Annotated in this window: 21 protein-coding genes; 2 read left to right on the plus strand and 19 right to left on the minus strand. The window is 61.3% G+C overall.

Going from position 1 to position 20,794, the window contains the following annotated elements:
* Window positions 1-104: 104 nt before the first annotated feature.
* The 18 genes from GA0061101_RS33375 to GA0061101_RS33460 form a co-directional block, all read right to left on the minus strand.
* Window positions 105-1,115: a polyamine ABC transporter substrate-binding protein gene (locus GA0061101_RS33375; RefSeq protein ID WP_037200253.1), complete on the minus strand. Its 1,011-nt coding sequence runs from the start codon at window positions 1,113-1,115 to the stop codon at window positions 105-107.
* 56 nt (window positions 1,116-1,171) lie between these two features.
* Window positions 1,172-1,486, minus strand: coding sequence for an NIPSNAP family protein (locus GA0061101_RS33380; RefSeq protein WP_037200251.1), 315 nt, complete (start codon window positions 1,484-1,486; stop codon window positions 1,172-1,174).
* Window positions 1,487-1,491: 5 nt separating this feature from the next.
* Complete coding sequence (locus GA0061101_RS33385) at window positions 1,492-2,955, minus strand: aldehyde dehydrogenase (RefSeq protein WP_037200250.1); 1,464 nt, start codon at window positions 2,953-2,955, stop codon at window positions 1,492-1,494.
* A gap of 5 nt (window positions 2,956-2,960) precedes the next feature.
* The gene (locus GA0061101_RS33390) at window positions 2,961-4,001 is read right to left on the minus strand and encodes an LLM class flavin-dependent oxidoreductase (RefSeq protein WP_037200249.1); all 1,041 of its coding nucleotides are present in this window, start codon (window positions 3,999-4,001) and stop codon (window positions 2,961-2,963) included.
* A complete protein-coding gene (locus GA0061101_RS33395; RefSeq protein ID WP_037200248.1) occupies window positions 3,998-4,933 on the minus strand; it encodes a flavin reductase family protein in 936 nt (311 codons plus the stop codon). The genes GA0061101_RS33390 and GA0061101_RS33395 overlap by 4 nt, the downstream gene beginning before the upstream one ends.
* On the minus strand, window positions 4,930-5,766 hold the full coding sequence (locus tag GA0061101_RS33400) for an alpha/beta fold hydrolase (protein ID WP_376774286.1): 837 nt from the start codon (window positions 5,764-5,766) through the stop codon (window positions 4,930-4,932). Before GA0061101_RS33400 ends, GA0061101_RS33395 begins: the two co-directional genes overlap by 4 nt.
* Window positions 5,767-5,791: 25 nt before the next feature.
* Window positions 5,792-6,394 carry an amino acid synthesis family protein gene (locus GA0061101_RS33405; protein WP_037200246.1) on the minus strand — a complete coding sequence of 201 codons (603 nt, stop codon included), beginning with the start codon at window positions 6,392-6,394 and terminating at the stop codon, window positions 5,792-5,794.
* Between the two features lie 384 nt (window positions 6,395-6,778).
* Window positions 6,779-7,474: a GntR family transcriptional regulator gene (locus GA0061101_RS33410; RefSeq protein ID WP_037200244.1), complete on the minus strand. Its 696-nt coding sequence runs from the start codon at window positions 7,472-7,474 to the stop codon at window positions 6,779-6,781.
* A 331-nt stretch (window positions 7,475-7,805) separates the two neighbouring features.
* The gene (locus tag GA0061101_RS33415; protein WP_037200243.1) at window positions 7,806-8,885 is read right to left on the minus strand and encodes an ABC transporter ATP-binding protein; all 1,080 of its coding nucleotides are present in this window, start codon (window positions 8,883-8,885) and stop codon (window positions 7,806-7,808) included.
* The gene (locus GA0061101_RS33420; RefSeq protein ID WP_037200241.1) at window positions 8,878-9,876 is read right to left on the minus strand and encodes an ROK family protein; all 999 of its coding nucleotides are present in this window, start codon (window positions 9,874-9,876) and stop codon (window positions 8,878-8,880) included. Before GA0061101_RS33420 ends, GA0061101_RS33415 begins: the two co-directional genes overlap by 8 nt.
* Window positions 9,873-10,598: a ribulose-phosphate 3-epimerase gene (locus GA0061101_RS33425; protein ID WP_037200240.1), complete on the minus strand. Its 726-nt coding sequence runs from the start codon at window positions 10,596-10,598 to the stop codon at window positions 9,873-9,875. The genes GA0061101_RS33420 and GA0061101_RS33425 overlap by 4 nt, the downstream gene beginning before the upstream one ends.
* Window positions 10,595-11,422: an alpha/beta fold hydrolase gene (locus GA0061101_RS33430; protein ID WP_037200238.1), complete on the minus strand. Its 828-nt coding sequence runs from the start codon at window positions 11,420-11,422 to the stop codon at window positions 10,595-10,597. The genes GA0061101_RS33425 and GA0061101_RS33430 overlap by 4 nt, the downstream gene beginning before the upstream one ends.
* Window positions 11,422-12,240 carry a sugar phosphate isomerase/epimerase family protein gene (locus GA0061101_RS33435; protein WP_037200236.1) on the minus strand — a complete coding sequence of 273 codons (819 nt, stop codon included), beginning with the start codon at window positions 12,238-12,240 and terminating at the stop codon, window positions 11,422-11,424. The genes GA0061101_RS33430 and GA0061101_RS33435 overlap by 1 nt, the downstream gene beginning before the upstream one ends.
* A complete protein-coding gene (locus tag GA0061101_RS33440) occupies window positions 12,240-13,316 on the minus strand; it encodes a Gfo/Idh/MocA family protein (RefSeq protein WP_037200234.1) in 1,077 nt (358 codons plus the stop codon). Before GA0061101_RS33440 ends, GA0061101_RS33435 begins: the two co-directional genes overlap by 1 nt.
* 11 nt (window positions 13,317-13,327) lie before the next feature.
* Window positions 13,328-14,146 (minus strand): sugar phosphate isomerase/epimerase family protein, encoded by an 819-nt coding sequence (locus GA0061101_RS33445; RefSeq protein WP_037200233.1) that lies wholly within the window; start codon window positions 14,144-14,146, stop codon window positions 13,328-13,330.
* Window positions 14,147-14,151: 5 nt separating this feature from the next.
* Window positions 14,152-14,988, minus strand: a complete 837-nt coding sequence (locus GA0061101_RS33450; protein ID WP_037200232.1) for a carbohydrate ABC transporter permease — start codon at window positions 14,986-14,988, stop codon at window positions 14,152-14,154.
* A complete protein-coding gene (locus GA0061101_RS33455; RefSeq protein ID WP_037200231.1) occupies window positions 14,985-15,917 on the minus strand; it encodes a carbohydrate ABC transporter permease in 933 nt (310 codons plus the stop codon). Before GA0061101_RS33455 ends, GA0061101_RS33450 begins: the two co-directional genes overlap by 4 nt.
* Before the next feature lies 1 nt (window position 15,918).
* Window positions 15,919-17,253: an ABC transporter substrate-binding protein gene (locus tag GA0061101_RS33460; RefSeq protein WP_037200229.1), complete on the minus strand. Its 1,335-nt coding sequence runs from the start codon at window positions 17,251-17,253 to the stop codon at window positions 15,919-15,921.
* 175 nt (window positions 17,254-17,428) lie between these two features.
* On the opposite strand from GA0061101_RS33460, the gene GA0061101_RS33465 reads away from it, so the two are divergent.
* Window positions 17,429-18,577 carry a Gfo/Idh/MocA family protein gene (locus GA0061101_RS33465; protein WP_092576710.1) on the plus strand — a complete coding sequence of 383 codons (1,149 nt, stop codon included), beginning with the start codon at window positions 17,429-17,431 and terminating at the stop codon, window positions 18,575-18,577.
* 21 nt (window positions 18,578-18,598) lie between these two features.
* Window positions 18,599-19,564: an alpha/beta hydrolase gene (locus GA0061101_RS33470; protein ID WP_037200227.1), complete on the plus strand. Its 966-nt coding sequence runs from the start codon at window positions 18,599-18,601 to the stop codon at window positions 19,562-19,564.
* Window positions 19,565-19,571: 7 nt separating this feature from the next.
* Here the strand turns inward: GA0061101_RS33470 and GA0061101_RS33475 are convergent, their stop codons facing one another.
* Complete coding sequence (locus tag GA0061101_RS33475; protein WP_037200226.1) at window positions 19,572-20,606, minus strand: LacI family DNA-binding transcriptional regulator; 1,035 nt, start codon at window positions 20,604-20,606, stop codon at window positions 19,572-19,574.
* Window positions 20,607-20,794 lie beyond the last annotated feature (188 nt).

A 20,794-nucleotide genomic window follows, 5' to 3' on the forward strand; every position in this document is an offset into this window, starting at 1 on the left:
CACCGTGGGCACCGCCAGGCAGCCATAGCCGCCATGCGGGCCCGCACCTCGTATTGCCGCACCGCGGACATCGGTCCGCGGTGCTGTTGACAGCTCCCTGGAGCTTACTGTGCCTGCCAGGCGTACCACTTCTTGCCGATGGCATCCCGGTTTTCGGCCCAGTAATTCATATCGGCATTCACCTGGCTGGCGGTCTGCTGGTCCGGCAAGGTCTTGGCAGTTTCCGGATCCATCAGCTTCGCCGAACCGACATTGATCGGGGCATATCCCGTCGCCTTCGCCATATCGGCCTGCGCTTGTGCGGACGTCGCAAGCGCGATGAACTTCATCGCCGCTTCCAGGTTCGGAGCGCCCTTGGGAATGACGAGGGAATCGGCTGCCGTGATGTTCTGGCTCCACGACGTCTCGGTCTTGACACCGCTATTGGCGAGCGCGGTCATGCGGCCGTTCCACAGGCTGCCGAACGGCGCTTCCGCCGATGCGACCAGCTGCTGCGACTGCGCGCCGCTCGACCACCAGACAATATCAGACTTGATCGTATCGAGCTTCTTGAAGGCGCGATCGAGATCGAGCGGATAGAGCTTGTCGGCGGGAACGCCGTCGGCCAGCAAGGCGGCTTCGATCACGCCGGGCGCCGACCACTTGTAGAAAGTGCGTTTGCCCGGAAACTTCTTCGTGTCGAAGAGATCGGCCCAGGTCTTCGGGCAGGCACTGACGGCATCCGCATTGCAGCCGATCACGAAGGAATAGTAGAAGCTGCCGACCGAATAGTCGCTGACGAAGCGCGGATCGAGCTTGGATTTGTCGATGACGGAGAAGTCCAGTTTCTCCAGCAGACCATTCTTGCCGGCCTGTGCGGCGTAATCGCCCTCGACGTCGACCACGTCCCAGGTCACGCGAGCCGCCTCGACCATGGCTTTCAGCTTGCCGTAATCTGTCGGGCCGTCCTGCATGACGCCGGTGCCGGTCTTTTCGGTGAATTGGTTCGCCCAGGCGACCTTCTGCGCATCCTGCGTCGTCCCTCCCCAGCTCGTGAAGACCATGGTATCGGCCTTGGCGGGCAGGCATGCGGCCATCATTGCGGCAAAGGCCGCGAGTGCAATTTTTGCTTTCATGTTCCCTTGTCCTTGTTTTTGCAGTCTTTCTGGTCATGCCTTATGCGGCCGCCCGCTCATCCCGCGGGAGAAAAGCTGGCCGGCTTCATAATCTTGTTCTCCGCCACCTCGATCAGATCGCGAATCCTGGGCAGGAAGGCTTGCCACTCAGGGTCGGCAGCCAGTCGCTGGCGTCGCGCCTCGCGGTCGTCGAGGCTCGCATAGGCCCAGATGTGGACGATCTCGTTGATCGTGCCGATCTCCGAATAGAAATAGCCGACCAGATTGCCGAGATGGGCTTTCTGGATGGCAATCCCCTCCTCCCCGACGACCTTGAGATATTGCGGGATCGTGCCGTTCTTCAGCCTGTAGGTGCGGATCTCGTAGAACATCGGCGTCACCTCATGACGAAAGGATCGGGGATCGGATCATCTGACGTGCGCAGCCAGATCGTCTTGGTGCGCGTGTAGTCGAGCGCCGCCGCCAGCCCGCCTTCCCTGCCCTGCCCGGAAAGACCGAAGCCGCCGAAAGGCGCGATCGGCGATACCGCGCGATAGGTGTTGACCCAGACAACGCCGGCGCGAATGCCTTTCATCAGGCGATGGGCGCGGGTGAGATTCTGGGTGAAGACGCCGGAGGCCAGTCCATAGCGGGTGTCGTTGGCAAGCTTCAGCGCCTCGGCCTCGGTGTCGAAGGAGACGACGGAGAGAACCGGGCCGAAGAATTCCTCGGCGAGCGACGGCGAAGCGACGGCGTCGCAATCGAGGATCGTCGGCGGGAAATAATAGCCCTCGCCGTCTGGCCTCTGCCCGCCGGTGACGAGACGCGCGCCGCTCCGGACGGATTTTTCGACAAGGGCTGCCACATGATCCTGCTGCCGCTTCGTGGCGAGCGGGCCGACTTCGGTCGCCATTTCGAGCGGCGAGCCGATGCGGATCGCCTCCGCCTTGCGCTTGAGAATGGACAGGAAAGCATCCTTGACGCTGCGCTCGACGATCAGGCGGGAGCCGGCGACGCAGCTTTGTCCCGTTGCTGCGAAAATACCGGCAACCTGGGCATTGGCGGCGCTTTCAAGATCGGCATCGGCGAAGACGATGAAGGGCGATTTTCCGCCGAGCTCCAGGGATGTCGAGGCAAGGTTCTCGGCAGAGTTGCGCACGACATGGCGCGCCGTCTCCGGCCCGCCGGTAAAGGCGATGTGCGCGACTTTCGGATGCCGCCCGAGGGCCGCGCCGCAGGACGAGCCAAAACCGGTGATGATGTTGACGACGCCGGCCGGAAAGCCTGCTTCGTGAACGAGACGGGCAAATTCCAGAAGCGGCGCCGGCCCATCCTCCGATGCCTTGACGACCATGGTGCAGCCGGCCGCCAATGCCGGGCCGATCTTGACGGCGGAAAGAAAGAGCTGGCTGTTCCACGGCACCATCATGGCGACGACGCCAATCGGCTCGCGGCGGAGCCAGACATCCATGTCGGGCTTGTCGATCGGCAGGTATGATCCCTCGATCTTGTCGGCGAGCCCGGCATAGTAGCGATAGTAATCGGCGACATAGGCGATCTGCGCCGAAGTCTCGCGAATGATCTTGCCGGTATCGCGGGTTTCCAGTTCGGCGAGCTTTTGGGCATTGGCCGCGACGAGATCGGCGAGCTTATAGAGCAGCTTGCCGCGCTGGGTCGCCGTGGTCTTGGCCCAGGGTCCGTCATAAAGCGCCGTTTCGGCGGCATTGACGGCGCGATCGACATCGCTTTCGCGCGCCTCCGGCATCTCGGCCCAGATCAGGCCGGTGGCCGGATCGACGCTTGGATAGCGGGCCTCCCCGTCCAGAAATTCGCCGTCGATATAATACTGGAAGCGCTGCATGGGGTTCACTCCGCAAATGCCGGCATGACCTCGGCGATGAAACGTTCGAGCGAGGCTTTCTTGCGCTCGAACGGCATGCCGGTGTCGATCCAGAAGGAATATTCGTCATAGCCCATCGCCTGGTAGGCCTTCAGCCGCGCAATCACCGTCGCGGCGTCGCCGACGACATTGTTGCTGCGCATGACCGCATCCGACAGCATGGCATTCGCGCGAATGTCCTCATCGGGAATGCGCTCGATCAGGCCCTGATGGACCGGCTTCTCGTTCTTGAACCAGGCGAAGAAGTAATTGTAGTAAACGCTGAGCTCGTGGGCGGCCTCAGCGATATCGGCTTCCGACGAGCCGACATAGGTGTGGCGTAGCAGCATGATCTTCGGCCTGTCGATATCAGGGTTCTTAGCGCAGGCGTCGTTGAAACGGCCCATCAGCGCCTCGACTTCGTCATCTCCTTGCCAGAGCGGCGTCACCTGAACGTTGCAGCCGTTGGCGACGGCAAATTCATGCGAGTTCGGATCGCGTGCGGCGACCCAGATCGGAGGATTGGGCTCCTGTAGCGGCTTCGGCGCCGAGGTGGTCGCGGGGAATTTGAAGAATTCGCCGTCGTGGGTATAGTCGCCCTTCCAGATGCCTTTGATCGCAGGGATCAGCTCGCGCATGCGCTGGCCGGCGCCCCAGGCGTCGAGACCCGGCAAAAGACGCTCATATTCGAAGGAATAGGCGCCGCGGGCGATGCCGATATCGAGCCTGCCGTCGCAGATGATGTCGGCCATGGCCGCTTCGCCGGCAAGCTTGATCGGATGCCAGAAAGGCGCGATCACCGTGCCCGTGCCTAGTCTCGCCCTCGACGTGCGGCGGGCCAGATCGGCGATCGTCACGAAAGGATTGGGAGCGATGGTGAAATCCATCCCGTGATGCTCGCCCGTCCAGATGGCGTGCATGCCGCCCTTGTCGGCAATTTCGCAGAGCGCGACGAACTCGTCGTAGAGGCTCTTATGGCTCTGGCTCGCATCGAGGCGCTCCATGTGAACGAAGAGAGAGAATTTCATGCTCGTGCCACCTTCGTCGAGACCGGGCGGACCGTACCGGAGGTCTCGTCTCCAAAATAAACGCCGAAATTGCCGATCTGGCTTTCCAGTGCGAAACGAGCGACGATATCGGCTGTCGCACTCGTCTTGAAGCGGGTTTTGGTCAAAGCGTCCGGCTTGAAGAACCTGCCCTCGCGCGGCTCGCCTTGCGACGTGAAGGCGCGGTAGACGATGTGATGCTTGCCATCGCTTTTGCCTTCATAGACCGAATAGAGAAAGCCGATCGTCACCGAAAGCCCGGTCAGCTCTTGCAGGTAGTCGCATAGAATTTCGGTCGGGCTCCCTTCCCTTCCCTCGCAGCTCGGCAGTGCGAAGATGTCTTCTCCGAGCAGCAGGATCTCGCCATCGCGCTCCAGAACGGCACCGAGCTCGATATTGCCCTCGGTTGCGGCCGAAACCGCCTTGCTCGCGAGGATCGGCGTGAAATAACCGCCGCGGGCATAGCCCAAACCGTTGCGGCCGCTGTTGTGGAAGGAGGCGATGCGTCCCATGAGGATGACATGGTCGCCGGCATCGATGACCTGCTCCATACCGCATTCGAACCAGGCGGCAACATCGGCAAGGATCGGACAGCCGTCGGCGGCGGCATTCCATTCGACAGTTGCGAACCTGTCTTCAACCGGACGCGCGAAGGTGTTGGAGATATCTTTCTGCGCTTCCGACAAAACATTGATAGCGAAATGCTTCGCGCTCGTCATGGTCGCGAAGTTGCGGGAGGTCTTTGCCAGGCAGACCAGAAGCAGCGGCGGATCGAGCGAGACCGAGGTGAAGGAGTTGGCCGTGAAGCCGATCGGCAGACCGGCGTGATCTTGCGCAGTCACGACCGTGACGCCGGTCGGAAATGCGCCGAAGGCGTCGCGCAGCGCCCTTGCATCGATATGTTGCGCCGTCATCTTGCGTCCTCCCCGCATGAAAGCCACTCGGCAAGCAATTCGTTGACGATCTCAGGTGCCGTCAGGTTCACCATATGACGATGCCCTTCGACGATCCGGACCCAGCCTCTCGGGGTGGCAGCCGCCATCTGCTCGGCCATCTGCGGCGTCGAGTTGGGATCGTCCGAACCAGTCAGGAATAGTGCCGGCACCCGCACCTGCGGCCACCGATCGGCGTAGGTTTCGTCGCCGCCGGCAAATGCCGCATAAGCTGTCGCATATCCCTGCGGATCGACGAGGCCCAACCAGTTGCGGGTCAACTCCCGGGCGGTCGCACTTTGCGCATCGTCGCCGAACCAGCGCAGAAGCGGCCCTTCCTTGTCGACGCCGGTCACCGGGATTGCCGCTGCGCGTGCCAGGACCGCCGCCTTTGCTTCCGCATCACGGCGATAGACGCCGTTGAGATAGGCGACGCGCCTGATCCTCTCACCGAAGGTTGCCGCGGCACCACCGGCGACAAGCGCACCCATCGAATGCCCGGCAACATTGGCAGCGTCGAGCGCCATCTCATCAAGGAAGCCGCCGAACCAGTCGACGAAGGCTTCCAGGCGGCTGCCGGCAGGCAGCGATCTGCTTTCGCCATGGCCAGGCATGTCGACGGCGATGACGCGATGGCTCCCGGAAAAGGCAGCGATCTGCGGCAGCCAGGCTTCGAGGCGCATGCCGACGCCGTGAATGAGAACAAGGGGCTCGCCTATGCCCACCTCGTGGTAGGCCGTCCCGCCTGCCGTGATCTTACGCGGCAATCCTTCTGCCTCGGGGACATTGGCTTTGCTCTGCGCTATGGTGTCCATCGTCGACATCTCCGCGCCCAATCCGTCAGACGCCGGCAGGATTTGAGACGTCCTGCCCCAGGTCCTTGAGGTCCTGATAGCGGTCGCCGATACGATGATGCGGCCGGCCGCCGACGGAAGCGCCGAGTGCGACGACAATCTCGTCGGCAGCCGGAGCATCGGCGATCGACGTCTGGATCGTCAGATAATGCGAGCGGCGCCCTTCGTCGTTCTTGTCCATCAGCGGGATCATGATCGGCGCGTTGGCCGGGCCACGCGTATTGCAGAAGGCGAGATAGGACTTGGCGCCGACGGCATGGCGATAATGGTTGCCGAAACGCAGCGTATGGATCAGTGCAGACGCATGTTCGATCTCGCCGTCTAGGCCGACCACTGCCGATTTTCCATAGGCTTCAACGGCCTCGCCCGATCCGACCGCCTCGATGATCATCCTGGTGAGCAACTCACCGAGAACCGGCGCTGCGGCATGGATCTCGGGCTTCAGATCCTCGACAAAGCCGCGACCGGCCCAAGGGTTCTTCACGATCGCACAGGCCGAAAAGAGCTTCAGAGGCGTGGGCGCTGCTTTGCCCCCTTCAACCAAGGTGGTTTCGATCTGCAGGACGGTTTTACGGATTTGAAAGGTCATGGCTGCGCTCGTTTTTCTAGGTTATGTATGATGGTATGCCATAATACATAACTGTCAAGCGGCTTCGCGCAAACGAGCGGAAAACTTAAGTGAACAGAAAGAAAATATAATTATAACAGATGCTTATTCATCAAAGCGAAAGTGATTGATCATGGCATGCTAACCATCATCTTCATGCCAATATTCTGGGTGAGCCTGCAGGCTGCGACTGCATTCCCAGTTTTTTTGATGTTCCAATTTTGTATTATTGATTATGGCATACCGTCACATCGAACGCCGCGGAGAGTCAAGCCCGCATCGTGAGGGTGCCTTTAATTTGGTGAGGTCGCCGAGATGGCATTAGGTGCGATGCCGCCGTACATCGGCAAGGAGCGGCGTACCGGATCAATCGATCGGTTGGCGTCCTGAGAGAACCGCCTGTGCGATTGCGCTGGCGCTGGCGACATGCTCCATGGCTGCCTGGAAGGCGCCCTCGCCGTCTCCGCGCCGGATGGCATCGACGATCCGCGCCATCTGCACTGGCCCCTGAACATCGCGATTTTGCGTCTTGATCGTCATCGAGCGCAGATGATTGATGCGCACGGTCAGAAGATTGACGACGCCCCACGCGATGTGGCGGTCGACCATGCTGAAAAGCGTCTGATAGAAGGATGAGGTATGGGCGAGTACACCAGCCATATCCTTGTCCCGGTAGCTGTTTCTGATGTCCTCAAGGGATTTGTCCAGAGCATCGGCAATGGCGGGATTGCGCTGCTCGGCGCAAAGACGCGCGGCCATGCCTTCCAATGCGCCGCGGATCTCATAGATCTGCTTCGCCTCGTCATGGTTGAGCTGGGCGACGATCGGCCCCTTGTTCGGCAGATTGGCGACGAGGCCTTCGGATTCGAGGTGGCGCAGAACCTCGCGTACGATCGTGCGGCTTACACCAAGCTGGGCGCAGAGATCACGCTCCACCAGACGATCCCCCGGGCGGAAATAGCCATTGAGGATCGCCTCCCGCACTTTGTCGAGCGCCAGTTCGCGCAACGTCTTGGCCGGACGCTCCACGCGAATTGCCGTGCCGTGCGCATCATCATTCATTCCAACACCTCTGTTTCAGACGTCAACTTCCGTCCCTTGCCGCAGGGACGGTCAAGTTTCGGATACCATATTATGGCCTACCAAGATTATGCAATGGCGAGATGGAGTCAATGCAACTGGATAGACCGTTGCGAACAACCCCTACTCCAATGTCACCGACAAGGATATCAGGAACTTTTTCGCGACGGGCGGGGCGCGGAAGTCTGATTGGGAATATGAGTGGGGAGCTGATCCAGGCTCGACAAATTCCACTCCGCAGTCTTCCGACCACGGAGTTCTGCCCTTTTCTGCCAGGCATCAGTACGCAGCAACGGCGCCTCGGAACTGCAGGTCAGTTCAATCTGGCGAGCGGCCTGCCATCGGTATCGAAGAGGTGGCAAGCGGCAGGTTCCATGTCGAGAGACAGAGCTGTGTGCAGCGGAGTCGTATCCGTACCTTCCGTCTGCACGACAAGCGACTGGTTCGATCCGATATCCACATGCAGGATCGTGAGGCCGCCCAGCCGCTCCGCCAGCATTGCTTGGCCGGGGAAGCGTCCATTCGGGTCGATGCGGATATGTTCAGGGCGGATGCCAAGTGTCAGGTTGGCTCCTACCGTTCCGCCGAAGGCCGGCACAGTGATCCTGTGTCCGCCCGGCAGCGCGACGGATATGCCTTGAGGTCCGGTCGATTCGACCACAGCCGGAAGAAGGTTCATCTTCGGCGAGCCGATGAAGCCGGCCACGAAGATATTTGCCGGTCGGTTGTAAAGCTCAAGCGGCGAACCGACCTGCTCGATGCGACCGGAGTTCAGGACCACGATCTTGTCGGCCATGGTCATCGCCTCGATCTGATCGTGGGTAACGTAGATCATCGTTGCCGCCAGCCGCTCATGCAGCCGCATCAGCTCCAGCCGCATGTTGACGCGCAAAGCGGCATCGAGATTGGACAAGGGTTCGTCGAAGAGGAAGATCTTCGGATTGCGTACGATCGCCCGGCCGATGGCCACACGTTGCCGCTGACCGCCCGACAGGTCCTTCGGCCGACGGTCGAGCAGATGCGCGAGCTCAAGAACCTCGGCAGCTTCCCTGACCTTGCGATCACGGTCGGCCGGGGAAACGCCTGCGATCTTCAGCGCAAAACCCATGTTCTCGGCGACCGTCATGTGCGGATAGAGCGCATAGGACTGGAAGACCATCGCCAGGCCGCGTTGCGACGGGTCCACGTCGTTGGCGCGAGTGCCATCGATCATCAAATCACCGCCGGTGATCTTCTCCAGACCGGCGATCATACGCAAGAGCGTGGACTTGCCGCAGCCGGACGGGCCGACAAAGACCACGAATTCACGGTCGTCCACATCCAGGTCGATGCCCTTGATGACTTCGAGCGCGCCATAGGTCTTGCGGGCGTCACGCAGCTTGAGATTAGCCATTGCTGGCCTCCTTTCTTTCGATGGATGGACTGGCGCCAATGTCTGTCTCCTGCCCGAGGATGAGGCTGGCCGCGCCGATCAGCCCGGCGTGACGCCCGAGCTGGGCGGCAACAATGGGGACCCCGCGATAAGCCGGCATGGCGCGTTCGCGAACGGTCGCCACCACAACTTCCTGCAGAAGATCGAAGCCATGCGAGATACCGCCACCCATTACCAATATGTCTGGCGAATAGAGATGCAGCAGATTGGTAAAGCCGATGCCGAGCCAGCGCGCTTCCGCATCCAGCAATTCCATCGCCAGCACATCGCCCTTTCGCGCAGCCTCAACGACATGCCGCCCGCTGACGTCGCCATCGCTGGCAATCGCACGCATCAGCGAGCCGTCGAATTTCCGGGTCCGTGCCGTTGCATGACGCCCCAAAGCCGTTCCCGAGGCAACGGCCTCGAAACAACCGATCGCGCCACAAAAGCACCGCTCCCCTTCGTTCGTGATGGTCATATGCCCGATCTCGGCCGCCAGGCCGCGCCGGCCGTGCAAAGTCCGGCCGTTGGCGATCACGCCGCCGCCGATACCCGTGGAGACCGTCACGAAAACCATCGAATCCGCGCCGCGACCCGCTCCGTAGTGCCATTCGCCGAGGGCTGCCGCATTCGCGTCGTTCTCCAGCCGGACCGGCAGTTCGAAGCGATCGGAGAGAATGGTCGCCAGCGGCACCTCATGCCAGCCGATAAGCGTTGGCGGCCCGATGACGATACCGGCCTCGGGGTCGAGCGGTCCCGGTGCGCCGACACCTATGCCGATGGGAGAAAGGTCGGGCGTTTGCGCCAGCACCTCGGCTGCGAGCTGTTCCATCTGCCGCGTCACCGCCGCAGGTCCATCGGCGGCCGCCGTCGGCATGGCCGAGAAGGCCAGAAGGCTTCCTGCCTCGTCGACGAGTGCGGCGCGAAGCTCCGTTCCGCCGAGATCAAAGGCAAGGGCAACCTTGTTCACGCAACCCCGCTTTCCAAGCCATGGAGCCAGGCGATGCGGCCGGCTAGATCCTTGTCGCCGAAGGCGAGCGAGCCGAGAACAACCGTCTGCGCGCCGGCCTTGCGCAGGAGCGGCACAGTCTGCTCGCGGATGCCGCCATCGGCCGCAAGGATGATCTGGTCCTCACGACTGGATTGCTTGAGCAAGTCACGCGCTTCCAAGAGCCGGTCGCATGCCCTATCGGAAAGGCTCTGCCCCTTAACGCCGATGGACGTGCCAAGCAGCGTCACGAAGGCAACATGATCGATGAACGGCTTGATCGCCGAAACCGGCGTTTCCAGCCGCAGCACCACCCCTGCTTCGGCGCCAAGCTTTCTTGCGAGCCCTACAGCACGCAACCCCGCCTCGCCATTCTCGGCGTGGACGCTGATCAGATCGGCTCCCGCCTCGATGAATTGGCGCGTCTGTTCCTCGACGATTTCACCTTCGACCATCAGATGCACATGGATGGGCTTGGCGGTCGCTTTGGCGATGCGGGCGACGAAATCCGGAAAGAACAGGAATCCCGGGGTAAAGCGGGCGTCGGCGACATCGATATGGTGCAGGTCGACAAAGGGCTCGATCCGCTTCAGATCGGTTTCCATATTGGCAAGATCCGCCGACCAGAGCGAGAACTCGCCGAGCAATCGGTTACGGGGCAGTGCGGCGATGGCAGCCGGGCCGGAAAGAGGTTTGGATGTCATGATCGAAAAAGGCTCCGGATTGAACTGGATGCAAGGAAATCGGTGATGGCGCCTTGGATTTCGGCGAAATGCCGCGCCTTGTCGGCGGTCTTGGCAGTGACTTCGATATAGCGTGCGCCGGGAATGGTTTCAGCGAGCGTGAGGGCGCAGAAGAGCGGATGGATCGCATCCTGGTCGTTTCCGATGACCAGCGTCGGAACTTTGATGGCTGCCGTGTCGGCCTTCGATACGCCAGGCCCATCGGCGGCGATGTCGCCAAGGACGGATGCGAAATCGAAGGCGTCCGGCCGCTCGAAATAGCCGAGCAGCGAAGAGAAATTGTCGGGCGCCTCGGACGCGATCCGACGCCCGATTTCCGAGGCGATAAAGCGTTCCCTGGCTTCCGCAACCGGATGTGAACGGATCAGGGCCGCAACGGCGCGACCAGGCTCGAGATTGTCCGGTGATGCCTCGAATATCCAGGCGGGACGTACGAGAACGAGTCCCGCGACACGGTCGGGGTGATGATGGGCAAGATGCAGCGCAATGGCCGCTCCCATCGAAATGCCGCCGACAACGAAACGGTCAAAGCCGTATTCGGTGGCCGCTGCCAACACGTCCTCGGCGAACATATGGATCGAAAAAGGTCGCGCGCTGCCAAGCGACGAGGCGCCATGCCCGCGGCACTCCAGCGTCAGTCGATGGATATCCGCGGAGGTTGGAACATTCTGTGCTACCTGTGCCTCGTCAGCGCCAAGACCGTGCTGAAAGACGACCGGAAGCCCCTGCCCTTCGCGATAGACGGCAAGGCTTGCATCGGCACGCATGAATGACGTCTTTCCCATCAGATCAGCCCCTTAAGGAACGCTGCAACGCCGCGGGCCTCGGGCGCCGAGAGGCCATGCGTGACGAGTGGGCCGTCGAAGCCCACGGCCCGCAGCCGTGCAATGAAATCAGGAAAATCGACGACGCCCTGCCCCGCGGTTGCGAAGCGACCATCGGCATGACGATCCTTGGCATGCGCGAGAGCTATATGGCCCGCCGCGGTTTCGACCGCCTTCTCGACGATCACCCGCGCCTGCTCCGGCGTCGCCTGCTCGAACAGATTGGCGGGATCGAGCACGATGCGCAGCCGTCGCGATCCCATTTCCTCGATCAGCCGCCTGGCGTCCTTAGCCGACGTGACAATATTGGCTTGCTCCGGCTCGATGCCGAGATCCACACCATGCCGCTCCGCCAGTTCCAGAGCTTTCGACATTTCAGCCGCCATGTCGGCCCAGGCGGCGGGATCGCCGTTGTCGGGATGATGGGCCCATTGGTCGTTCGGGTCGCGCGTACCGGTGCAAAGCGTCACGAGCGGAATGGAGAGTGCCGCCGCCGTCTCGATGACGACGGCGAGTTGGGCCATGCCCGTTCGACGCGCGGATATGTCCGGATGGGCCATGTTGTAGGTGCCGGAGAGAGCTGCAAGCGAGACCCCGGTGGCGCGCACTGCCGTCCGGATTTCCGCAAGCGTCGTCTCAGCGACGGCATCGGGCATCGAGGGCAGTCCGCAGCAGGCGAGATTGAACTGCACACATGCGTAGCCGCTGTCGCGCACCGCCGAGAGAACACCGAGCGGCTCGGTCCCCGGAAAGGTCTTGGCGAATATCCCAATCTGCATCAGACCGCTCCCGTGACCGATGCAAGTTCGACGCGCTCGCCCCGTTCCACCGATCGGGCGATCGCCACCATCGCGCGGATCGAAGCCAGGCCGTCCTCGACGTCGGCCCCGCGCATCGGCGCACCATTCAACGCCGTATCAGCGAGGCCTTCGAGCTGCCGGCGGAAGAAATGGCCGTCGGCACCGAGCGGCTTCCTAGTGGTCGCATCCTTCTCATGGAAAATCTCGACCTCGCTCGAGCGGAAGTACCAAGGATTGAAGGTCTTGGCGAGGATCGAGCCGTTTTCACCATAGAGCTGGAAGCCCTCATGCCAATCCATGCGCACGGCAACGGTCAGATCCAGATGGCCGAGCGCGCCACTGGCGAATTCGGTTTCCACGAACCAGCAGTAAGCACCGGCTCGCTCTAGAAGCCGAGCGCGCACTGCAACGATATCGCCGCAGAAGAAACGCGCGGTGTCGACCAGATGCGAGCCATGCGCCAGCATGAAATATTGCCGCAGGTCGGCCTTCGGATTACCGGCCGGCTTGCGCGCAAGCTTGCTGGTGACAGGCAAGGGCTGCACCGCATCCGTATTGGTATAGCGGTGGGTGGAATCGCAATACCAAGCCTTCATCGCAAAGATCTGGCCAATATCGTCGCGGACGAAATCGCGCGCCGCCTCCAGCGCCGGATCGAAGCGCTTCATGTGCCCGACCTGCAGAATCCTGCCGGAGCGGCGCACGGCCTCGGCGAGCTGCAGTCCCTCCTCGATCGACACGCCAATGGGTTTCTCGCAGAGCACATGCTTTCCGGCTTCCAGCGCCTTGATGGACATCGGCACGTGATAGGCGTCGGATGTCGCGACGATCACGGCCTCGAGATCGGGATCGGCGAGCATTTCATCATAGTTGTCGTATATCTTCTGCGGCTCGTAGGTCGCGCCCATGCGTGCCAGGAGATCGGGCGCCGCATCGCAGATCGCATAGAGATCGGCATTCCTGGCCTTCACGCAGGATTCCAGATGCGCGAACTGGGCGATCGGCCCGCAGCCGAGCACTCCGACGCGAAGACGGCGATTTTCCTTTTCGATCATGGTTCTCTTCCTTATGCGCCGTAGCCGCGCATGGTTTCGCGGTTGGCTCTGACCGCGGCGGCAGGGTCGGCGGCTGCGGTTTCGGATTCTTCCTCCAACACCAGCCAGCCATTGAAGCGCGGCGCTGTGGAGACGAGATCGATCACGGCAGGCGTGTCGAGAATACCCTTGCCGAGCATCGCCCATCGGTCATTGGCGTCGACGTCCTTGAGGTGCAGGTAGCGGATGCGATCCTGGTAGGCGCGCATCGTATCGAGCATGTCAGCATGTCCGCGCAGGATATGGCCGGTATCCGGCACCCAGCCGACCAGGCTCGGGTCGAGCAAGGCGAAGATGCGGTCATAATCGGCGCGGTCGAACAGCAGAGTATTGTGATGCGAACTCGGATGCACGGCGACATCGACGCCGCTGGCTTTGCCCAGTTCTCCGGCGCGATTGTAGAAGTCGCCGGCGATGGCGAACTTGTCATCGCGTGGGCCGTCTGAGACGACGGTGGCCGAGCCGATGGAGACGAGTGCGCCCGGAAAATGGGCGGCGTAGTCGATCCAACGCCGCGCCGTCGCAAGATCGTCCTTAGTCGCATCGGCGACCGTGAAGCCGCTCTTCGAGCCGAAGGCGAAGGAAACGAGCGTCAAGCCGTGACTTTTCAGCGCGCTCGCGAAAGCATGCGGGTCTGCCGCGTAGCGGCCGATCATCGTATCGGTGATTTCGATGCCGAGATAACCGCCGGCGGATATGGCCGACAACAGATCGTCGGCCGTTCCTTGCCAGGCATCGCCGAGCATTTCCCACGTAAATGTCTGGCAGCCGACTTTTATGTCCTTGCTCATTCCCGCTATTCCTTGATTCCGCCTTGGGTCAGGCCTTCGATGATGTGTCGTTGGAAGAAGAGCACCAAGACAATGAGCGGCACGGTGACGACAGCCGATGCGGCGGCGATGTCTCCCCAGGGCACGTAATATTGGTTGGTGAAATTGGCGATGCCGACCGGGATCGTCTGGCTGTCGCTATCCGAGGTGAAGGCCAGCGCGAACAGGAACTCGTTCCAGGCGGTGATGAAAGCAAGTAGGCCTGTCGTGACCAGGCTCGGCAGCGACATCGGCAGGATGATATGCCAGAGCAGGCCGACCGGACCGACGCCGTCCATGCGGGCCGCCTCGTCGATCTCGCGCGGCAATGTCTCGAAATAGCCGAACAGGACCCAGGTCACCAACGGCAGTCCGAGTGCGAGATAGGTGATGATCAACGCCGTATAGGTATCGAGCAACCCGAGATCCGACGCAATGAGATAGAGCGGCCCGACGAGTGCGATCTGCGGAAACATCGACACCGAAAGGATGACCGTGAGGATGCCGAAGCGCCCTTTCACCTCGAGGCGCGACAGCGAAAAGGCGGCGAGCGAGCCGACGATCAGGCAGAGAGCCGTGGTCGACAACGCGACGATGAGCGAGTTCAGCACATAGTGATGCAGGCCTTTTTCGATGAAGGCGTTATAGTAATGCTCCAGCGTGAACGGGTTCGGAATGAGCGAGGGCGTTCCCTCGGTCAGCGCCTTGTCGAGCTGGAACGATGTCGAGAACTGCCAGAGGAACGGGCCGGCGGACCAGATGAGAATGAGCAGTGCGCCGAAGTAGATGACGAGGCTTTGAAAGACGGAGCGGCTTTCGTTCATGTCGTCTTCCTTATCTGCCGCACGAGGAAGATGCAGAAGACAACGGCGATCAGCCCCTCCGTGATGAACATGGCGGTCGAGACGGCCGAGCCGTAGCCGAACTGAAGCGTCGAAAAGAGCACCTTGTAGGACAGCGTCGAAAGCGTCTCGGTGGAATCGGCCGGGCCTCCGCCCGTCAGCACATAGACCAGATCGAAGACACGGAACGCATCGAGCGCGCGAAAGAGGCCGGCAATCAGCAGCGTCGGCATCAAGAGCGGCAGCCGGATATGCCAGAAGATCGTCCAGGCTCGCGCGCCGTCCATGCGGGCGGCCTCGACCAGGGATTTCGGAACGGTTTGCAGCCCTGTCAGCAGCAGAAGCGCCATGAACGGCGTGGTTTTCCAGACGTCGGCAAGGATGATCGTCGTCAGGGCCGTATCGGGCGAGCCGTACCAGTTGACGTTCTGGTCGATCAGCCCCGCATGCAGCAGGATGAAATTGATGATGCCGTGCTGACCATCGAAGAGCCAGCCGAACATCTTCGATGTCACGACGGTCGGCATGGCCCAGGGCACGAGCATGGCGGCGCGGATCATGCCGCGGCCGGCGAAGGTCTCGCAAAGGATCAGCGCCATCGCAAGGCCGATGAACGTCTCCAGCCCGGTCGAGATCACGGTGAACCAGATGGTGTGCCACCAGGCATTCCAGAAAGGCGGATCGGCCAGCAATTGCACATAGTTGGCGATGCCGATGAAATCATTGTCTTGAGTGATCAGCGAGCGATTGGTGAAGGACAGATAGAGGCCGTTGAAGATCGGATAGAAGGATACCGATGCGAGCGAGATGAAAGCCGGTAACAGCAGCAGCCAGGGCCAGAGGGCGCTTGGCAGCGCCCTCGATTTGCCTGGGGTTCGCTCGGACGCGGGAACCGTCATCGTTACGGCCATTTCAGCCAACGATCTTGTTGATCTGGGTAGCCGCCGCCTGCAGTTCCGCCTTGACGTTGCCGCTGACCAGCGCCTTCGAGATGCTGGACTGCAATGCCAGCGTCACCTTGGCATATTGCGGCGTGATCGGCCGCGGTGTGGCGCCGGTGAAGACACTCTGGAGGCTCGCCATGAACGGCTGCTCGGCCTTCAGCTTTGCATCCTGGAATATCGCCGGGCGCGAGGGTGCAAGACCGAAATTAAGGGCCAGCCGGGTTTGGGTTTCCGGCGACGACATCCAGGTCAAGAATTCGATCGCCGCTTCCCGCTTCTTGGAATTGGCATTGATGCCCAGCTGGTAGCCGCCGAGGCACGCAGCACTCTTGCCGCCGGCAAAATGCGGCAGCGGAGCGACGGCAACCTTGTCGACGACATGCGAGGCCTTTGGATCCTGCGCGATCGGATAGACATAGGACCAGTTGCGCATGAACATCGCCTCGCCCGACGTAAACGGCTGGCGAGAAGGCTCCTCATCCCAGGACAGGACGTTCTGAGGGCTGATCTTCGTCTTGTTGATGGTGTCATAGAGGAACTGGATCGCTTCGACGGCAGCATCATCGCCGATGACCGAGGATTTACCGTCGGCGGAAAGGATGGAACCTCCGTTGGACGCAATGATTTCGACGGCGTCGCAGATCAGGACTTCCGCCTGTTTGCCCTGCCAGAGATAGCCGAACTTGGCGTCGCCGGCCTTCTGTGCCTCAGCCGCGATCGTTGCCATGTCGGCCCAGGTTTCCGGCACCTTACCGCCGTGCTTCTCCACGAGATCCTTGCGATAGTAGAACATGCCGGAATCGACGAACCACGGCAGCGCGGTGAGTTTGCCGCCATAGGTGCAGGCGGCGACCGTACCGGGGAAATATTCGGCGCGCTTGTCCTTCGGGAAATATTCGTCGAGCGGCAAGGCCCAGCCCGCGGCCGCAAAGCCTGCGATCCAGATGACATCCTGGCTGAAGACATCAGGCGTCCCATTGCGGCGTGCCAGCTGCTGGACGAGCCCCTGATAGACTTCTGTCGACGAGCTTGGCGGCGGCAGCTCGATGAACTTGACGGTCACCCGGCTTTGCGACTCGTTGAAAGCCTTGACGAGATCGCCAAGCCCTTCCTTGCCGAAGAAGCTCGCGCTGGCGAAGCTGATTTCCGTCCGGTCGGCCGCGCGCGCCGGGCGTATGCCGAAGCCGGACGCAACGCTAAGTGTCGCCGCGCCCGCCGCACCGAGCAGCAGCTGGCGGCGGTCGAGCATTATCGATTGGCTGATCATCTTGGAGTCAGCCGGCGTCTTCTTGAAACCTGTCATGTTTCCCTCCCAGGAAGACTGGCGACCTCCGTATCTCCGCGCCAGTATTCGCACATGTTTCATAAAAAATTGTCGCGCGTCAAGAAATAAGATGCTTTAAATCACATCTGGAATCGTCGTTCGGGTGCGTCGACGCGCCGCGAACGAATGAAGTGCATCAGGGAGGATTGAAAATATGACAGGCAATTCAAAGGGAAAGCTCGGTGTCGGAGTCATTGGCTGCGGTAATATCTCCATGACTTATCTGCGCAATGCGGCGCTGTTTGCCGGCGTCGAATTGCGCGCCTGCGCCGATATATCGGCCGATGCGGCCGCACTGCGCGCTCGTGAATATCGCATTCGCGCCTTGAGCGTCGACCAGCTGCTCGCCGATCCAGAGGTCGATCTGGTCCTGAACCTCACGGTTCCCGCCGTGCATTTCGACGTGACCATGTCGGCCCTGTCTGCCGGCAAGCATGTCTTCACCGAGAAGCCGCTCGCGACATCGGCGGCCGATGGCCGCCTCCTTGTGAAGGAAGCCAGGCGCCGCGGCTTGCGGCTGGGCTCGGCCCCCGACACATTCCTCGGCGCGGCGGGCCGTCGGGCACGGCGCTTGATGGAGGAAGGCGCGATCGGTCGTCCGGTCAGCGGTACGGCCTTCATGATGGGGCGCGGCATGGAGGACTGGCACCCCAATCCGCACTTCTACTACCAGCCGGGCGGCGGTCCTGTCTTCGACATGGGCCCCTATTATCTGACTATGATGGCGAACCTGCTCGGGCCGGTCGTGCGCGTCATGGCGATGGCGACGAAGGGCCAGGAAGAACGCCTCATCACCGCCGATGGCCCGTTCAAGAACACGAGCTTCAAGGTCGGCACACCGACCAATGTTCTCTCGCTGCTGGAATTCGCATCCGGCGCCACGGTCAATTTCGGCGCCTCGTGGGACGTCTTCCGCCACTCCAATCATCCGATCGAACTGCATGGCACCGAGGGGTCGCTGCGCCTGCCAGACCCCGACACGTTCGGCGGAACGGTATCCCTGTCCGAGCGGGGCGCCGATTGGCGTGATTTCGACAGCGACGGCGAACTCTATGGGAAGAGGAATTGGCCATATGCGGCGCCGGATCGGGCAAATTACCGCATGCTTGGCGTTGCCGACCTCGCGCGCTCGCTTGAGGAGAACCGGCCGCCACGGGCATCCGGCGATCTTGCGCTGCATGTACTCGAAATCATGGAGGCCATTCTGGCTTCAGGAGAAAGTGGACAATCCGTCAGGATTGCGGGCGATCTTACGCAGCCGCCATTGCTCGGCGAGGACGAAGCGCGCAGTCTTCTCGCCTGACGCCAGCCGGGGGACGCTGATATGACTAAACAGCCCGATGAAAACGCCCGACAGCTTCTCGATCTTGGCAAGAGATCGAAGCCTCGCGTATTCGAAGATGGTACGCCCGAACAAGCCCGCCTCGATTACAATGCCGGCTTCCTCTCGGTTCAAGGCGCCAAGGAGACCGTAACCTCGTTAGAGGACAGGCAGATCGACGGTCCGAACGGCCGGATCAATCTGCGCCTCTATCGTGGCATCGATACGCCATCGCGGGATGCCGCCGCCCTGCTCTATCTCCACGGCGGCGGCTGGATGCTTGGCAATCTCGATTCGCATGATGAGATTTGCCGATGGTTCGCCAATATCGCGCGGTGCGTCGTCATCTGCCCGGACTACCGTCTGGCGCCCGAACACAGGTTTCCGGTCGGCTTGGCGGACTGCGCGGCGACATTGACCTACATGGCTCGGAATGCGGCCGAACTCGGCATCGATCCCCTGCGCATAGCGGTCGCCGGAGATAGCGCCGGCGGCAATCTTGCGGCGGTTCTGGCGCTGATGGCGCGCTCTGGCGAAGTGCCGACGCTTGTGGCGCAGCTACTGATCTATCCCAATACCGATGCCGCACAGACGGCGGACAGCTATCGTCGCCATGGCGAAGGTTTTGGCCTGACATCATCAACGATGCGATGGTTTCGCGATCACTATGTCCGCAGCAGTGCGGATATCCTCGATTGGCGAGTTTCGCCGCTGCGCGCGGAAAGTCTGGCGGACGTCGCCCCCGCCTTCGTCCTCCTTGCGGAGTACGACATCCTTGCCGACGAGGGCCTCGCCTATGCCGAGCGTCTGCGAGAAGACGGTGTCCCCGTGGTACTTCGCCAATGGCCCGGGCAGATCCACGGCTTCGTCTCGATGGGCAAGTACATTCCCGTCGCGCGCCAGGCGGTCGAGGAAGCGGTTGCGGCATGGCGCGGCTTCGAAGAGGTTTCCGATCAAACGATGCCTTGAGGCCGCGTCAGGCCGATTGCCTCATGACCAGCGTGCCGTTCAGGCGGACCATGGGCGCGACCGCCTGAGCCGGCGCATCCGTATCGCCGAGAAGCGCCAGCAGCGAATCGACGCTGTTTGCCGTCATGGCGGCGAAATCCTGTGCCATCGTCGTCAGCGGCGGGCAGGTATAGCGGCTCAGCGGATGGTCGTCATGCGCGGCTATCCGCAGATCATCGCCCTTCTTACGTCCGACTTTCAGCCCATGCGCGAAAGCGGCGGCCATGACGCCGAAGGCGAGACGATCGTTGGCGCACAGAATGGTCCGGCGCGGCAGGGTGTTCGCGTTCAGGATGTCGTCCATCTGCTGGTAACCGACATGCTCGAACTCCCAGGTGTAGGAGGCCGTCGTCTTGATCACCAACGGCTCATGGCCGGAGGCCTCCATCGTGGCGATGTAGCTCGCCAGTCTCTCCGGCGAGTTGTGATTGACATGAGGAATATCAAGATAGGCCGGCGCTTCGCCGGACCGGCAGAGATATTCGACGATCGTCGCGACGCTCTGCCTGTTGTCATTGCCGATGAAAGGCGTATTCCCCTCGATGTAGGTGTCGAAATAGACGATCGGCACATTTTGCGCCAGCCTCTCGAACGCCCGCGGATGGGACGTCTGTCCGAGCGGCGCGGCCACGGCACCTGCGACCTTCAAGGAGAGCATCGTGTTGACGGCTTCCCTCTCCAGTTCCGGCAGACCATGCGAGGAAAACACGATCGGCCAATAGCCTTCGTCGCGCAGCCTCAACTCGAGACGATTGACCATCTCCGCATAGAATGGATCGGTCAACGCCGGAACGAGAATGCCGATATTGCGGGTTCTCTTCCGGTTGAGATTTCGTGCATAGATGTTCGGCTGATAGTTGGACGAACGGAGAGCAGCTTCGATCAGAGCACGCGTTACCGGCTTCACACTGGTCGGATCGTCGAAATATTTGGAAAGCGTGGGACGGGAGACGCCGCAGGACTTTGCGAAATCCTCCATTGTCTTATGCGTCATTTTTTCCATCGAATGCCAACCATCCTGCCTGAGCCGAACCGCTCGCTTTTCCCGTTATGCGTCCACCCGAAAGCAAGCGCAATCGACGACACAAATTTCGGTAAAGTTTTCCGGAACTTACGTCACGCAAAAATATTACGTGCGCAAATTTATTAATTGACGCACAAAAGTTCAAGTCTTAGAAACTTGGTCGGTTC

The organism is Martinezella lusitana (genome assembly GCF_900094565.1).
GTDB lineage: Bacteria > Pseudomonadota > Alphaproteobacteria > Rhizobiales > Rhizobiaceae > Rhizobium > Rhizobium lusitanum.

Bases quoted from the DNA above. Each gene is read 5' to 3' on its own strand.
- GA0061101_RS33375 (WP_037200253.1), bottom strand. From the start codon at position 1,115: ATGAAAGCAAAAATTGCACTCGCGGCCTTTGCCGCAATGATGGCCGCA.
- GA0061101_RS33380 (WP_037200251.1), bottom strand. From the start codon at position 1,486: ATGTTCTACGAGATCCGCACCTACAGGCTGAAGAACGGCACGATCCCG.
- GA0061101_RS33385 (WP_037200250.1), bottom strand. From the start codon at position 2,955: ATGCAGCGCTTCCAGTATTATATCGACGGCGAATTTCTGGACGGGGAG.
- GA0061101_RS33390 (WP_037200249.1), bottom strand. From the start codon at position 4,001: ATGAAATTCTCTCTCTTCGTTCACATGGAGCGCCTCGATGCGAGCCAG.
- GA0061101_RS33395 (WP_037200248.1), bottom strand. From the start codon at position 4,933: ATGACGGCGCAACATATCGATGCAAGGGCGCTGCGCGACGCCTTCGGC.
- GA0061101_RS33400 (WP_376774286.1), bottom strand. From the start codon at position 5,766: ATGGACACCATAGCGCAGAGCAAAGCCAATGTCCCCGAGGCAGAAGGA.
- GA0061101_RS33405 (WP_037200246.1), bottom strand. From the start codon at position 6,394: ATGACCTTTCAAATCCGTAAAACCGTCCTGCAGATCGAAACCACCTTG.
- GA0061101_RS33410 (WP_037200244.1), bottom strand. From the start codon at position 7,474: ATGAATGATGATGCGCACGGCACGGCAATTCGCGTGGAGCGTCCGGCC.
- GA0061101_RS33415 (WP_037200243.1), bottom strand. From the start codon at position 8,885: ATGGCTAATCTCAAGCTGCGTGACGCCCGCAAGACCTATGGCGCGCTC.
- GA0061101_RS33425 (WP_037200240.1), bottom strand. From the start codon at position 10,598: ATGACATCCAAACCTCTTTCCGGCCCGGCTGCCATCGCCGCACTGCCC.
- GA0061101_RS33430 (WP_037200238.1), bottom strand. From the start codon at position 11,422: ATGGGAAAGACGTCATTCATGCGTGCCGATGCAAGCCTTGCCGTCTAT.
- GA0061101_RS33435 (WP_037200236.1), bottom strand. From the start codon at position 12,240: ATGCAGATTGGGATATTCGCCAAGACCTTTCCGGGGACCGAGCCGCTC.
- GA0061101_RS33440 (WP_037200234.1), bottom strand. From the start codon at position 13,316: ATGATCGAAAAGGAAAATCGCCGTCTTCGCGTCGGAGTGCTCGGCTGC.
- GA0061101_RS33445 (WP_037200233.1), bottom strand. From the start codon at position 14,146: ATGAGCAAGGACATAAAAGTCGGCTGCCAGACATTTACGTGGGAAATG.
- GA0061101_RS33450 (WP_037200232.1), bottom strand. From the start codon at position 14,988: ATGAACGAAAGCCGCTCCGTCTTTCAAAGCCTCGTCATCTACTTCGGC.
- GA0061101_RS33455 (WP_037200231.1), bottom strand. From the start codon at position 15,917: ATGGCCGTAACGATGACGGTTCCCGCGTCCGAGCGAACCCCAGGCAAA.
- GA0061101_RS33460 (WP_037200229.1), bottom strand. From the start codon at position 17,253: ATGACAGGTTTCAAGAAGACGCCGGCTGACTCCAAGATGATCAGCCAA.
- GA0061101_RS33465 (WP_092576710.1), top strand. From the start codon at position 17,429: ATGACAGGCAATTCAAAGGGAAAGCTCGGTGTCGGAGTCATTGGCTGC.
- GA0061101_RS33470 (WP_037200227.1), top strand. From the start codon at position 18,599: ATGACTAAACAGCCCGATGAAAACGCCCGACAGCTTCTCGATCTTGGC.
- GA0061101_RS33475 (WP_037200226.1), bottom strand. From the start codon at position 20,606: ATGGAAAAAATGACGCATAAGACAATGGAGGATTTCGCAAAGTCCTGC.